Source organism: Micromonospora sp. NPDC049151 (assembly GCF_040648395.1).
Lineage (GTDB): Bacteria > Actinomycetota > Actinomycetes > Mycobacteriales > Micromonosporaceae > Micromonospora.
This window is the reverse complement of record NZ_JBEZDP010000013.1, coordinates 79,754-93,091: the sequence shown is the minus strand read 5'-3', so window position 1 is coordinate 93,091 and position 13,338 is coordinate 79,754. Positions and strand designations below refer to the sequence as shown.

At 71.7% G+C, this 13,338-nt stretch carries 13 protein-coding genes; 8 read left to right on the top strand and 5 right to left on the bottom strand.

Annotated elements, in window-relative coordinates; all coding sequences use genetic code 11:
• The 3 genes from AB0B20_RS17175 to AB0B20_RS17165 form a co-directional block, all read left to right on the top strand.
• Nucleotides 1-1,167, top strand: a 1,167-nt coding sequence (locus AB0B20_RS17175) for a hypothetical protein (RefSeq protein ID WP_357471664.1), incomplete at its 5' end; no start/stop codon positions are given.
• Nucleotides 1,168-1,305: 138 nt separating this feature from the next.
• On the top strand, nucleotides 1,306-1,767 hold the full coding sequence (locus AB0B20_RS17170; protein WP_357385721.1) for a hypothetical protein: 462 nt from the start codon (nucleotides 1,306-1,308) through the stop codon (nucleotides 1,765-1,767).
• Between the two features lie 47 nt (nucleotides 1,768-1,814).
• Complete coding sequence (locus AB0B20_RS17165) at nucleotides 1,815-2,624, top strand: barstar family protein (RefSeq protein ID WP_357385719.1); 810 nt, start codon at nucleotides 1,815-1,817, stop codon at nucleotides 2,622-2,624.
• Here the strand turns inward: AB0B20_RS17165 and AB0B20_RS17160 are convergent.
• On the bottom strand, nucleotides 2,584-5,055 hold the full coding sequence (locus AB0B20_RS17160) for an FtsX-like permease family protein (protein ID WP_357385717.1): 2,472 nt from the start codon (nucleotides 5,053-5,055) through the stop codon (nucleotides 2,584-2,586). The two genes, AB0B20_RS17165 and AB0B20_RS17160, sit on opposite strands and share 41 nt — an antisense overlap.
• On the bottom strand, nucleotides 5,052-5,801 hold the full coding sequence (locus AB0B20_RS17155) for an ABC transporter ATP-binding protein (RefSeq protein ID WP_357385715.1): 750 nt from the start codon (nucleotides 5,799-5,801) through the stop codon (nucleotides 5,052-5,054). The genes AB0B20_RS17160 and AB0B20_RS17155 overlap by 4 nt, the downstream gene beginning before the upstream one ends.
• 282 nt (nucleotides 5,802-6,083) lie before the next feature.
• Here AB0B20_RS17155 and AB0B20_RS17150 point away from each other — a divergent pair, with 282 nt between their 5' ends.
• Both AB0B20_RS17150 and AB0B20_RS17145 read left to right on the top strand, forming a co-directional pair.
• On the top strand, nucleotides 6,084-6,263 hold the full coding sequence (locus AB0B20_RS17150; RefSeq protein ID WP_357385713.1) for a hypothetical protein: 180 nt from the start codon (nucleotides 6,084-6,086) through the stop codon (nucleotides 6,261-6,263).
• Nucleotides 6,264-6,865: 602 nt separating this feature from the next.
• Complete coding sequence (locus AB0B20_RS17145; protein WP_357385711.1) at nucleotides 6,866-7,189, top strand: hypothetical protein; 324 nt, start codon at nucleotides 6,866-6,868, stop codon at nucleotides 7,187-7,189.
• 352 nt (nucleotides 7,190-7,541) lie between these two features.
• On the opposite strand, the gene AB0B20_RS17140 is transcribed toward AB0B20_RS17145, so the two are convergent.
• Both AB0B20_RS17140 and AB0B20_RS17135 read right to left on the bottom strand, forming a co-directional pair.
• Nucleotides 7,542-8,225, bottom strand: a complete 684-nt coding sequence (locus tag AB0B20_RS17140; protein ID WP_357385709.1) for an ABC transporter ATP-binding protein — start codon at nucleotides 8,223-8,225, stop codon at nucleotides 7,542-7,544.
• Complete coding sequence (locus AB0B20_RS17135) at nucleotides 8,222-9,262, bottom strand: ABC transporter permease (protein ID WP_357385707.1); 1,041 nt, start codon at nucleotides 9,260-9,262, stop codon at nucleotides 8,222-8,224. The genes AB0B20_RS17140 and AB0B20_RS17135 overlap by 4 nt, the downstream gene beginning before the upstream one ends.
• Before the next feature lie 221 nt (nucleotides 9,263-9,483).
• On the opposite strand from AB0B20_RS17135, the gene AB0B20_RS17130 reads away from it, so the two are divergent.
• From AB0B20_RS17130 to AB0B20_RS17120, 3 genes are all read left to right on the top strand, one after another.
• Nucleotides 9,484-10,704, top strand: a complete 1,221-nt coding sequence (locus tag AB0B20_RS17130) for a sensor histidine kinase (protein ID WP_357385705.1) — start codon at nucleotides 9,484-9,486, stop codon at nucleotides 10,702-10,704.
• Nucleotides 10,701-11,339: a response regulator transcription factor gene (locus AB0B20_RS17125; protein ID WP_357385703.1), complete on the top strand. Its 639-nt coding sequence runs from the start codon at nucleotides 10,701-10,703 to the stop codon at nucleotides 11,337-11,339. Before AB0B20_RS17130 ends, AB0B20_RS17125 begins: the two co-directional genes overlap by 4 nt.
• Before the next feature lie 210 nt (nucleotides 11,340-11,549).
• Nucleotides 11,550-12,653, top strand: coding sequence for an FUSC family protein (locus AB0B20_RS17120; RefSeq protein ID WP_357385701.1), 1,104 nt, complete (start codon nucleotides 11,550-11,552; stop codon nucleotides 12,651-12,653).
• 50 nt (nucleotides 12,654-12,703) lie between these two features.
• Here the strand turns inward: AB0B20_RS17120 and AB0B20_RS17115 are convergent, their stop codons facing one another.
• Nucleotides 12,704-13,237: a hypothetical protein gene (locus tag AB0B20_RS17115; protein ID WP_357385699.1), complete on the bottom strand. Its 534-nt coding sequence runs from the start codon at nucleotides 13,235-13,237 to the stop codon at nucleotides 12,704-12,706.
• Nucleotides 13,238-13,338 lie beyond the last annotated feature (101 nt).

The following is a 13,338-nucleotide window of genomic DNA, read 5'->3' as shown; positions in this document are numbered from 1 at the left end:
GCCGAGGCCGGGCGACGCGAGGAAGCCCTCGCCCCCACCGAAGAAGCCGTCACCATCCGGCGGCGGCTGGCCCAGAACAACCCCGACGCCTGGCTACCCGACCTCGCCACGTCACTGAACAACCTCCGACGAATCACCACGGACCCAGTGGCGGCGCGAAACAACTTCAGCGAGGTTTTGCGGGATTTCCCGGACCGGACCGACGTGGTGCACCGCCTCCGCGCCGAGTGGGCGGCGGGCCTGGTCGACGAGCATCCGGAAGAGGCGATCATTCACCTCGTCGACATCGTCCAGGCAGACGATGTCCCACCGCCGGTACTCGTCCGGGCCCGCGAGCTACTACGCCGTCTCCAGCACCGCGCGCCCGACCTGGTGCAGCAGGCCTACCCGGATCGTCCCGCCTGGCTCCTCATCACTGACCAGAGCCAGCAGCTCGTGGTCGGCTGGCTCGACACCGCGACCTGGACGGAATCCCGGGACTACCTGCGTCTCCACCCAGAGCTACTTACCGACGCCATCAAGCCCGTGCTCGACGAGCTCGCACTGCTCGGCAATGAGGGTTTCATCGATCTGCACCGAACGATCCTGCGCGAGGCCACAGAGGCGAACATCGACACCGCCTACCGACGGCTCATCCTGGACGACACCCTCAGAGAGTGGATGAACACCAGCACCTGGGAGGAATCACAAGCCTTCCTCACGGCTCATCCCCAGATCCTCGACGAGGTCGATGCCAGGGCAATCCTGCATGGCCTTGTTGCCGGCGAAGCCGACGCCACCGTGCTCGCGCACTCCGCGATCGTCACCCTCGCCCAAGCCATCGGCGTGCCCGAAGCGTACCGATGCTTGACCGACCATCAGCACCTGGACACGCAGGTCCGCGCGGCACTGGAGGCCCAGTCGGCGACGCTCCTGCAAGCCTGCGCCTGGCTCGAAGCACTGCTCTACGATCTGCCCCTCTCCAGCCTCGCCCATCAAGCGATAGCCGCCATCCTTGCCGATCAGCTCACCGACCTACCCGAGGGCCTGTCCGCGTTGGCCGCGCAAGCCGACGTTGACGAACGCAATCGAATGGCCGCTCAGATTGCCGGCCTGCTCCCTGGCCGGCCCGATGCGGCTCCGGCTCTGACCGCCCTGCTCACAGCCGTGCTGTCCCCACCGGGTTGATGACGCCTGCCGGTCGCCACGTCCCCGCCGGCGTCGAGCCTTGGAGAACGGCTGCGGCCCCGAGTTACACGGCATGGGGATCGAGTCAGTCCACGGCAGACACTGATCGGGGCGTGGCCCTCCCGTAAGGTGTCGTCCGTGGGTACGACGAGGGAGCCGGGTTCGTACGAGGTCCGCCTCGGCGTACGGTCGGCCCTCACCCTGCTCCTGTTCTTCCTCCTGCCGGTGCTCCTCGTCGTCGTGGGCGTCCTCACCTGGCCGCAGCAGAGCGCCATGGTGCTCGTCGGCTCGCTCAGCTGTGTCCCGCTCGCCATCGCCGGCGCCCCGCGCGTCCGGGCGATCCGGCATCGACGCAGCATCGTCGCGATCGACTCGCGCGGGGTGCGCCTGGGCCGGGACGACCACGGCAACGCAACCGTGCTGGAGCCGTGGCCGGCGGTCGACGCGGTGGTGCACTTCGACGCCAGGCGCAGCGGTGCCGACGACGAGTGGGAACGCTGCGTCGGCGTCGTTCGCGGCGGCCGGATCGTCAGCTACCGAGGCCTGGCGGGCAGCCGGTTGAACCTGGCGGGCCGCCCAGGCAACCGAGCGCTTCGGTGATGGCAGGCCCCTCCGCGAGGCGCCCGACGTGCGTGACCTGCCACGCGGTGCGTTCGACAGCCTGCCTCTGCCGCTACCCGACGGGTGGCTGCACGGCGCCGCACGGTCCGGAGAGGAACGCGGTACTGGTCGAGATTGACGGCCGCGAGGTACGAAGCGAAGGCGACCTGCACCGGCTCCTCGCCCACGCCCTCGACTTCGGCCCGCACCACGGATCGAACCTCGATGCCCTGTGGGACCGGCTGAGCAGGGACGTCCCCCGCCCGGTACGAGTCGTCTGGACCCACTGGCGGGTCAGCAGGCGGAACCTCGGCGCGCAGCAGTTCGAGAAGATCTGCGACCTGCTGCGCGCCGTCCAGGCGGAGGATCGAAAGTCCGGTCGCCAGGAGCGGTTCGAGTTCGAGCTGTCCTCGGGGGCGCCGGATGCGCTCGCGGGTGACCGCCGGCGGCGAGGGCAGGCGTTGCGGCGAGTGCTGTTCTTCCTGGCCTGCGTCGCGGTCGGTGTGGCCCTGTTGATGCTGCTCAGCGCCGGCAATGGCGCCGGACGGTGGTTCGGCGTCACGTTCTGCGCTCTCCTGGCAGTCGGCGGGGCCGTCGGCGGCCGGTGGGGGCGCGGGCCGGTGGCGCGAGGCGTACGCGCTCCGCACCTGGCCAGGGGTGCCCTGGCGAGCCTGCCGTTGTGCGTGCTGGCCGGCGTCCTCATCTGGTGGCGGCCCTCGGTGGGAACCGGCCTGCCGATCGTGCCGTTCCTGATCTGCATGACGCTCGGGTTGCTCCTGATGGTGCCGGTCGGCTTGATGGGCGACGACGACACGCCTACTCCTTCAGGCCGATGTCGTCGATCGGCGGAGTGCTGAGCAGCCGCCGGACCGGCCACACCGTGCTCACCAGCGCCAGCAGCGTCGTACCGCCGAGCACCGCCGCCCATCCGAGCGGCGGGACGTACGGGATCGGGCTGCCGGTCAGTCCGTTGACGATCGCGGCCAGCGTCAGCAGCGCGATCGTCGCGCCGATCAGCACCGCGGTGCCGAGCAGCCCGGCCTGTTCGGCCTGGACCATGCCGCGAATCTGACGGCGGGTGACCCCGACCAGTCGCAGCAACGCCAGCTCGCGGCGGCGGGCCAGCGCCGCCAGCACCATCGTGGTCGACGCGGCCAGCGCCGCGTACCCGACCATCACGCCGATCAGCAGCCGGTTCAGCCAGGCGCTGAGCGCCAGATCGGTGCTGAGCAGGCGGGTACGGGTGGCGGCGTCGAGAACCTCGGCACCGGGCCGCCCGGCCGCCCACGTGGCCAGCGCGGCGTCGGCGTCCGCCCCGCCTCGGACCAGCACCTCGTCGACGGTGTTCCCCGCCGTGTGCCCGGCGACCGTCTCGGCGGCCAGGGTGACGTCGCCGAAGCCGAGGCCACGCTCGTAGATCGCGACGATCTCCAACGTGACCGGAGTGCCGTCGCCCAGCCAGAGTTCCGCCTTGTCGCCGACGTCCCAGCCGGACGAGGACGCCTGTGTCGCGGCCAGGGCGACGGTGCCGGCGCGCAGGTCGGCCAGGTTGCCCTCGCGCACGGCGAGGTCCATCGTCGACGTGACGTCCGCCGGGTCGACGGACTGCGCGCCGACCGGCTCGATGCCGCCGAGCGCCCGCACGACGACCTGGGTGCGGCGTACCCCGGTGGCCGCCCGCACCCCGGGCAGCTCGCCGATGTCCCGCGCCGCGTCGGCGGGCAGCCCGCCCGGAGCGGTGATCACCCGCTCGGCGAGGGTTCCGGCGCTGCTCTGCGTGGTGGTCTGCCGTTCCAGGTTGTTCTGCAGGAACCAGACCGAGCCACCGAATCCCACGGACAGCACCAGGGCGGTCAGGACGGTCGCCATGCCCTGCGCGTTGGCCCGCAGGTTGGCGGCGGCCAGGTAGCCGCCGGCCCGCCAGATGCGCGGCAGCACCGGGGTGAGCAGGCGTGCCGCGTACGCGTTGATCATCGGCGCGAGCAGCGCCACCGCGATGACGAACAGGTAGAGCATGCCGACCGCGCCGGCCAGTGCCCCGGCCGACCCGCCGGCGCCGAGCGCGAACGCCCCGGAGCTGCCGGCCGCCGTCAGCGTCAGCACGCCGGCGATCGGCCGTACCGGGCCGCTGCGCCGAGGTTCGACGGCGATCTCGCCGAGCGCCTCGACCGGCTTGATGGCGGTGACCCGGCGGGCGGCGACCAGCGCGGCGAGGACCGCCACGAGGATCGCCGTACCGATGGCGGCGGGCACCGCGAACAGGCCGCCCGCCATCGGGAAGCCGGCCGGCACGAACCCCCGACCGATGAGTTCGCCGTGCACCCAGCGGGCCGCCAGCAGGCCGGCCGGGCCGCCGACCGCGGAGCCGGCCAGGGCGAGCAGCGTGGCCTCGGCAACCAGCATGCGGCGCACCTGTCCCGGTGTGGCGGCGACCGCGCGCAGCAACGCCAGGTCACGGCGACGGTGCCGGACGGACAGCCCGATGGTGCCGGCCACCACGAACACGATCAGCAGGACGACGTACCCGCCGAAGGCCGACCCGACCTCGACCAGCAAGCCCCGGGCGGCCTGGCTCTCCGGCTGCTCGGCCTTTCCGCGGTCCTTCCCGGCGTACGTCGTGGCGCCGGCCGCCGACGCGATCTCACGCACCGCGTCGAGGTCGGCGCCGGGCGCCATGCGTACGCCGATCGCGTCCACCCGGCCCGGGTGGGCGGAGAGGCGGGCGGCCTGCGCGTCGGTGAAGAACACCGCCGCCGAACCGGTCTCGGCGGTGCCGCTCACCCGGTACGACCGGCTGACCCCGCCGACGACCAGGTCGACGCGGTCGCCGGGCGCCATGCCGAGCCGGGCGTCGACGACCACCTCGTCGTCGAGCCGTGGCTCGGCTCCGGCGGTGACGGGACGGCCGGTGAAGGCGTACGTCTGCCAGCTGTGGCCCACGGCGGCGGGCGAGCCGATCGGCACCGCGTGGTCGCCGGCGACGGCGGTGACGCCCGGCACCCGGCGGATCCGGTCCACTAGGCCGGCGTCTACAGTGCCACCCTCGGGCAGCGTCACGGTGCTCGTGGTGGTGTCGCCGTCGAACTCCCGGGACGTGTGGCTGATCGTGCGGTTGGCGACCACCGCGTCGGCGCTCGCCCAGAGCCGCGGCTCCGGGCGGAACCGCAGCCCCGATTCGACGAGCGTGCCCATCGCCACCAGGATCAGCACGCCGACGATCAGGGCCACCAGGGTCGCGGCGGCGGGTCCGGCGCGGTGCCGCAGCAGGCGGGCGGCGAGGGCGGTCATCGGAGGACCCGCCCGTCCAGCGACGCGAGCTGCTCGGCGATCCGGACGGCGCCGAGCTGCGGAAGGTCGGCGACGATCGCGCCGTCGGCCAGCACGAGCACCCGATCCGCGTACGAGGCGGCGATCGGATCGTGGGTCACCATCACCACCGTCTGCCCGTGTTCGTCCACCACCGCGCGCAACAGCGTCAGCACCTCGGCGGCGGTCCGCGAGTCGAGGGCGCCCGTGGGCTCGTCCGAGAAGATCACCTCGGGGCGGGTGGCCAGTGCCCGGGCGATTGCCACCCGCTGCTGCTGACCGCCGGACAACGCCGCCGGCCGGTGGTGCAGCCGGTCGGCGAGGCCGACCCGCTCCACGACGTGGGTCAGCCACGCCCGGTCCGGGCGCACACCGGCCAGACGCAGGGGCAGCACGATGTTCTCCTCGACGGTGAGCGCGCCGATCAGGTTGAACGCCTGGAAGACGAACCCGATCCGGGTACGCCGCAGCTCGGTCAGGCGCGTCTCGGACAGCCCGGACAGGTCGGTGCCACCGAGGACCACCCGGCCGTTCGTGGGGCGGTCGAGCCCGGCCGCGATCTGCAACAGCGTGCTCTTGCCGGAGCCCGAGGGCCCCATCACGGCGGTGAAGGTCCCCCGGCCGAAGCCGACATCGACGCCCGCGAGCGCGGTCACCTGGTTGCGGCCGGTGCCGTACACGCGGGTGAGTTGTTCGACGCGTACCGCCGGTTCGATGGTCTGTCCCATTCTGGTGGCCTCTCTCCGTGTCATCGGCGGCAGCTGCACGCACCAGAAACGCTATTGACCTGGAGGAACGACAACCATCCAGCGGACTGCCCGATCCCGGTACAGCAGGCGCTACCACCGACCCGGGCGCTCGCCTGGCAGCATCCGTGATGGCCGGGACGAGGTAGCCGCGCGGCGGCGGCCCGCTCCTGCCGGCTGGACGCCCCTTCCCTGCCGACGGCCGCCACCTGGGCGTGCGCACCGGGCCAGCGGCGCCGCTACCGGATGCAGAGGATCGCAGGCATGACCGTCGAGGTGCGCCGTGACCGCTGGTACGCCCTGCTGATCGTCGGCTTCCTCGCGCTCGGGCTCGGATCGGTGATCAAGAACCAGCTCATCGCGGCGGGTGGCTACCCCGAGCTGAACCCGGCCGGGAGTGCTCGTGCGGTTGTCAGGTACCCGGCCACCCGCAGCGTTACCTGACCGTTACCTTTCGCGCTGAGTGAGGATGCTTCACATCCGCCTTCGCAACATATACGGAGCAACAAGTCTAACCAGACACCAAGGCAACGCTGCGTAGCGAACCGCATAGCGCCGCATCAATGGCGCCCGCCAAAACGGCCCCCACGACGGAGAGAATCGCCTATACGCTCACAGCGTCAGACGCTTTCTTAAGGGCGGATGACCGATAAACGAGTGGCCTCAGTTGCCACGCGATGCGTAAAGGAGTGCACGGGGGATGAAGTGGATGCGAACTCTAGGAATGGCGACTGCCGTTCTCGCCGCAATCGGCGGGTCCGCGCTTGTCGGCTCGCCTGCCTCGGCAGACTGGAACGGCAAGCCGTGTCAGGTCCAGATTACCGAACCCGGAGTCACCGGCAACGCCTGGGGATGGTGCGACGGCACTGGTCCTCAGCGCTACGAAATCTGGATCAAGTGTGAAAACGGCAAGACCTATGTAAGCGCCTCCAAGCCTTGGTTCGGGGATCGTCGGGGCGCCTCCGTGTGGTGCCCGTCCGGGCTCTGGGCAGTTACCGCAGGCGGACGCCGAGCCTAACCAGAGCAGCAACTTCCAGGAGGCGAAAGTGATTCGTAAGCTGGCAGTCAACGCAGCCCTTTTGGCCGCGAGCGCCGCTACCGCAGCAACCGTCATGGCCGCTCCGGCCTCGGCTGGCTCCGCTAAGGCGGAATGGTTCGGCGACGTCCATGTGACGCTGAACACCCCAACCAGCTATGGGGGTTGGGTCGACGGCAACGGCCCGGACAGCTACCGCTTCTTCGTGATTTGCTCAAACGGCAAGACGTACAACGGCGTCACTCGATGGGCTGGAGACCGGCGCGGCTCGTTCGGCTACTGCCCGTCGGGCACCACCGCTAGTTACAAGGGCCGGACCGAGATTCCCGCCTAGTCAGTCCTGGGCGCGTCCGCCAGATTTGTGCGACGGATGGCCCGGTACACGCTGGCTTGTGCTCGACGCGGGCGGCAGGGGTCGTGATGATCGATGCATGACGACTCCTCGCCGCCCGTATCGCACTGTGAAACGCCCGGGATATTGTAGAGACCTTGATATTCCCCGGCTTCTCGGAGACGCGTCGATTGTGCAGTCGCCGATGGGTCCCATCGATGGCGTCGGGCCAGCTTCCTGCCCGTTACCTTTTTGACCATCCCCAGCCGGAAACCCTCGGTCGCCCGGCCCGGTATGACTGGGACTGTCCACGCAGCTCGTCGTCGCGGGATCGGCGGACCATGAGTTCCGAGCCTCAACGGGCCGGTGCCGGCAGGTGCAGGCGGCCGTCGTGGACCTCGGCGACCTGGTCGACGGCGGTGAGGTGGGTGCGGTCGTGGGTGACCAGGACGGTGGCGGTGGCCTGCTGGTGGGTGAGGCGGGTGATCAGCTCGATGACGGCGGCGCCGCGTTCGTGGTCGAGAGCGCTGGTGGGTTCGTCGACGAGCAGGACGGTGGGGTCGTTCATCAGGGCGCGGGCGATGTTGACGCGCTGGCGCTGACCGCCGGAGAGCTGGTGCGGCCGGCGGTCGGCCTGGCCGGCGAGGCCGACCGCGTCGAGGAGTTCCACGGCGCGGGTACGGGCTCTGGCCGGTGGGCGGCCGTCGATCTGGGCCATCACCTGGAGTTGCTCGGCGGCGGTGAGGGAGGGCAGCAGGTTGGGCTGCTGGAAGACGATGCCGATCTTGTGGCGGCGCAGGTCGGCGAGTTCGCCCCGGGTCATTCCGGCGGTGGGGGTGTCGTCGATGGTGACGGTGCCGGAGTCGGGGGTGATGAGGGTTGCGGCGACCGCCAGGAGGCTGGACTTGCCGGAGCCGGAGGGGCCGATCACGGCAGTCAGGCTGCCCTTGGGTACGTCCAGGGTGACGCGGTCGAGGGCGGTCAGCCGTCCCTCGCCGTCGGGGTAGGTGAGGGTGATGTCGGTCAGGTTCAGGCTCATCGGGCGCTCCCCAGGGCGGTCAGCGGGTCGACGGAGGTGATGCGGCGGATCGCCAGAGCGGCGCCGAGGGCGCCGAGGACGACTGTCACGGCCGCGGGAAGGACGACGGTTACCGGGGTGAGGAGGAACGGCACCGTCGACCCGGCGACGAGGGCACCGAGTACGGCGGCGAGGCCGGTGCCGAGCAGGGTGCCGCCCGCGAGCAGGACGACGGCCTGCCCGAGGGCGTCCTTGAGAAGGTTGGCGGTGGGGGCGCCGAGGGCCTTGAGCACTGCGACGTCGCCGCTGCGCTGGATGGTCCAGACGGTGAAGAAGGCCCCGATGACGAGGGCGGAGATGGCGAACAGGAAGCCGCGCATCAGCTGCAGGGAGCCGTTCTCGGAGGTGTAGGAGCCGATCGCGGACAGCGAGTCGGCGACGGAGACCGTCCTGGTGCCCGCCTGCCGGTCGGTGGCCGCCAGATCGGCCCCCGAGGTGGTGGTCAGGGCGACAACGGTGGCCGTCGGGCTGCCGTCACCGGTGCCGGTGGGAGGCGCGCTCCTCTGCCACACGCCCAGGCTGATCCACACCACAGGGGTGTGGCTGAAGGAGGCGTCGCCCCGTACGGCCGCCACGGTGAGTTGCTGCCCGGCCAGGGTGACGGAGTCGCCGGCCCGCACACCGAGGTCGTCGGCGGCCTTGGTGGACAGCACTGCCGAGCGGTCGTCGATCCGGCCGCTGTCGGGGGCCAGACGGGAGCCGGGCTGGACGCCGAAGGCGGAGACCCCGACGCTCCTGTTTCCGGCGGTGGCCCTGGTCGTGGTGATGCCCAGCGGTTCGGCGCCGGTGACTCCGGGGGCCTCGGCCCACTGCTGCCACTGCTTCTGGGTGACTGTCGAGTTGGAGTACGACACGTCCTGGCCCTCGCCGGGCGCCTGGAAGGCGATCCTGTCGGCGGGCAGGCCGGTGATGGCGGAGATGTTCTGCTGGCCCAGTCCGGCCGTCAACCCGGACAGCAGCCCGACCAGCAGGGTGATCAGCACGATGACGGCCCCCATCAGGGCAAAGCGTCCCTTGGCGAACTTCAGATCTCTCCAGGCGACAAACACGGCAGTGGCCCGTCCTCTCGGCGGTGAAGCGGTACGACTCCACCATCGCGGCCGGTGCCGGCGTCCGCGTCTGGCGTAGGCCGGCACTTCAGAGGCCGAAAGACGGCGCCCGGGTTCCAACTTTCGATAGAGGCCCCGGGTGCGCCGGCGCCGGTAACGTGGGACGCACTGTGAGCACCGCTGCCCCTGCCCTGACCCCGACCACCCGAGCCCTGGCCTGGTGCCTGCACCTGCTGATCATCGGCCTGCTCGTCCTGGCCGCAGGCCGGGCGGTGGCCGACGACCGACCCCACGCCGGATCGATCGTCGGCGTGGCGGTGGCGTGCGGTCTGGCGTACGCCATCGGGCCGCTCCTTCCCCGCATCCGGCGCTCGCGGCGGGCCGCGGCCTGGTGGCTGGCCGCCGTCGGCGCGGTGTGGCTGGTGTTGCTGGGCCTGTCCCCCGACGCGATCTGGGTGGCGTTCCCGCTGTACTTCCTCCAGCTCCACCTGCTGCCGCGCCGCGCCGGCCTGGCCGCCGTGATCGTGACCGCCGTGGCGGCCATCGTCGGGTTCGGCGCCCACACCGGCTCCTTCACCCCCGCCACGGTGATCGGTCCCGCGCTCGGGGCCGCCGTCGCCGTCGGGGTGGTCTGGGGATACCAGGCCCTGTATCGGGAGAGCGAGCAGCGCCGGCAGCTGATCGAGGAACTCACCGCCACCCGGGCGGACCTGGCCCGGGCCGAGCACACCGCCGGCGTGCTCGCCGAGCGGGAGCGTCTGGCCCGCGAGATCCACGACACCCTCGCCCAGGGCCTGTCCAGCATCCAGTTGCTGCTGCGCGCCGCCGAGCGCGCCCTGCCCGGCCGGCCCGGTGCCGCCTCGGGTCACGTCGACGCGGCCCGTCAGGTCGCCGTGGACAACCTCGCCGAGGCCCGCCGCTTCGTCGCCGCGCTCACCCCGCCCACCCTGGAAGGCACCACCCTGGCCGGGGCCCTGGAACGCCTGTGCACCACCACCAGCGCCCGCCATCGCCTCAGCGCCCGCTTTCACCTCGTCGGCGACCCAGTGTCGCTGCCGACCGCCCATGAGGTGGCTCTCCTGCGTATCGCCCAGTCCACAGTCGCGAACACGGTCCGCCACGCCCAGGCCACCACGACCGACGTCACCCTCAGCCATCTCGGCGACCGCGTCGCCCTTCACGTCGTCGACAACGGGCGCGGCTTCGACCCGGAACAGCTGCCCGTCCCCGACGTCGACAGCGGCGGCTTCGGCCTGGCGGCCATGCGCGCCCGCATGAACGCCCTCGGCGGCGCCCTCACCGTCGAATCCGCGCCCGGCCACGGCACCGCCCTGACCGCCGAGCTTCCCCTCACCCCGCCCACCAGGACCGAGCCCGAGGGCCGCCCGTGACCGACGACGCCGCCATCCGCCTCCTCCTGGCCGACGACCACCCCGTCGTACGGGCCGGACTGCGCGCCGTGCTGGAAACCGAACCCGGCCTCGTCGTCGTGGCCGAAGCCGCCACCGCCGAGGAGGCCGTCACCCGCGCCGACGCGGGCGACATCGACGTCGTGCTGATGGACCTCCAGTTCGGGAAGGGCATGGGCGGTGCCGAAGCCACCGCCCGGATCACCGCCCGCCCGGAAGCGCCGCGCGTGCTGATCGTCACCACCTACGACTCCGACGCCGACACCCTGCCCGCCATCGAGGCCGGCGCCACCGGCTACCTCCTCAAGGACGCGCCACCCGAGGACCTGGCCGCCGCCGTCCGTACTGCCGCCGCCGGACGCACCACGCTGGCGCCCACCGTCGCGAACCGGCTGATGAGCCGCCTGCGTACGCCGGGCACCGCCCTGACCCGACGCGAGACCGAGGTCATCGCCCTGGTCGCCGACGGTCTGTCCAACCACAGCATCGGCACCCGCCTCCACCTGACCGAAGGCACCGTCAAGTCCCACCTGGCCCGCGTCTACGCCAAGCTCGGCGTCGAGTCGCGCACCGCCGCCGTCGCCACCGCCACCCAACTCGGCCTCATCCGCCGCTGACCCGGGCACGTGCGGGTCGTCACGGGCGTCGGTCACGGGCATCAGAAATGGGAAGCCGTCGCCGAGGTGCCTCGCCACTCCTCTCGAGGAATCCTCGTCACGCTGCCTGCCAACCGAGCGATTGAGCAGGTCACAGCCGGGGTAGTGGCCCTCCTCGCGGAGATCGATCGGCGGCCGGTCCCGGTCCGCCCGGCGAGAGGGGCACCACCGGTGCGGACCTGGGTACGCGGCGCCGCCGCGCGGCTGCGCAGCGACGGGATGACAGTGGTCGAGCTGACCGCCGCCGCCGTGGTCGCCTGGATCGTGGCGGCGGTGGTGATCCGCCACCCGGACCCGTTCTTCGCACCGACGGCCGCGCTGGTCGTGCTCGGCGAGTCCCGCGGGCGGAGACTACGGCAGACCGTCGAGATCCTGCTCGCCGTCGCCGCCGCCGTGCTCGTCGCGGAACTACTGGTGTACGCGTTGGGCCCGGGCACCGACACGGTCCTGCTGGTGCTGCTGCTGACCACCACGACGCTCGTGGTGATCGGAGCCCGCCGCGCCCTGGTCGTGCAGGCGACCGTCTCGGCCATGTACCTGGTCGTGGTGTCCGCGCCGAACGGGACGCTCATGCCGTTTCGCTTCGTCGACGCGCTCATCGGCGGCGCCGTGGCGCTCGCCGCCAGCCAGCTGATGGCCGCCCGCGACCCGCTGGCACCACTTGTTGCCCAGGCCCGCCGCAGCTACACCGACCTGGCCGACCTGCTCGACCAGGTAAACGCGGCGCTGCGGGGCTGCGACGAGGACGCCGCCCGCGCCGCCCTGGAGCGGGCGCGCCAGGTGGACGACTGCGTCGCCGAGATGCAGGCCGCGATGCTCGCCACCGGTGAGACGCTGCGACTGGGACTGCGCCGCCGGCACCTGGGCAAGCTCGTCGAGGTGGAGGCCACACTGCGGCAGCTCGACTACGCCGCCCGCAACATCCGCGTGCTGGCCCGCGCCGGCGTGACCCTGACCCGCCGGCACACCGCCACCCCGCCGGAGCTGGCCGCCGCGATCGGCGCGCTGACCTCTGCCGTACGGTCGGCTGGTGAGGCCATGGCCCACGACCTCACCGGCGCCGACGCCGACCGGCACGCGCAGCGGGCCGACGCGGCGGCCCTGGAGGCGGTCCGGATCGCCGCCGGCCTGCTGCGGACCGATCCGCCGCTGCCGGTCACCATGATCGTCGGGCAGATCCGGGCGACCGCGATCGACCTGCTGCGCGGCGTCGGCCACGACGACGTGACGGTGCTGGACCGGGTGGACGAGGCGCTCGGCCTGAGCCGGAGGTGACGCCGGGCGTCCGGCGATGCCCTTCGGCAGGTTCCCCAGCCGTTCCGTCGCTATCTGTTGGCGATGCCGATCGCCGCGAGACCGCCCAGCAATCCGCCCGCGTGCATGGTCAAGCGCAGGTACCACTGCCATCCCTTGAGCCGGCCCGGGTGGTACGTGAGGGCGTGCATCCGGTGCGCGACCAGGAACCAGCCTGTCCACGCCACGACGACCACGGCCAAGCCGGCCGCCACGCCGGTCAGCATCGGCTGCTTGTCGTCGTCCGAGATGCCGGCCGCACTCAGCAGGGGCCATAGTGCGAGGAACGGTAGGACCAGCCAGAACTTAGCTGTCAACGCAAGCGGAGCCACCGCCGCTCTTCCCCGCGACGCGAGCAGAGCCCCCGCTGACTGAGAAAGTCCCATGAAGACGGAGAACACGCAAAGCCCGAGTACGAGGTGCGGCCACCCATTTGTCGCACGTGCCGCGGCGACCAGAATCGGCAGCAGGAACAGCCCGGCGAGAAAACCCACCAGCCTGCCGGCGGCGAACCGGGCGATGAACCTGCCGATCGACGGCAGAGGATCCCACTGCTGCGTCCGCACCGGTGACATCGTGGGGGCCGGCCCGGCCGCCGGGACCTGATTCGCCGGCTCCGCGGGGACCGTCGTGGCCCGTTGTGCGGGTTGAATGTGCGCGTGGCGCG

What these genes read in the sequence shown, in the direction of transcription:
- AB0B20_RS17150 (WP_357385713.1), top strand. Translation starts at nt 6,084, where the DNA reads ATGACCGTCGAGGTGCGCCGTGACCGCTGGTACGCCCTGCTGATCGTC.
- AB0B20_RS17135 (WP_357385707.1), bottom strand. Translation starts at nt 9,262, where the DNA reads ATGGGGGCCGTCATCGTGCTGATCACCCTGCTGGTCGGGCTGCTGTCC.
- AB0B20_RS17160 (WP_357385717.1), bottom strand. Translation starts at nt 5,055, where the DNA reads ATGACCGCCCTCGCCGCCCGCCTGCTGCGGCACCGCGCCGGACCCGCC.
- AB0B20_RS17140 (WP_357385709.1), bottom strand. Translation starts at nt 8,225, where the DNA reads ATGAGCCTGAACCTGACCGACATCACCCTCACCTACCCCGACGGCGAG.
- AB0B20_RS17155 (WP_357385715.1), bottom strand. Translation starts at nt 5,801, where the DNA reads ATGGGACAGACCATCGAACCGGCGGTACGCGTCGAACAACTCACCCGC.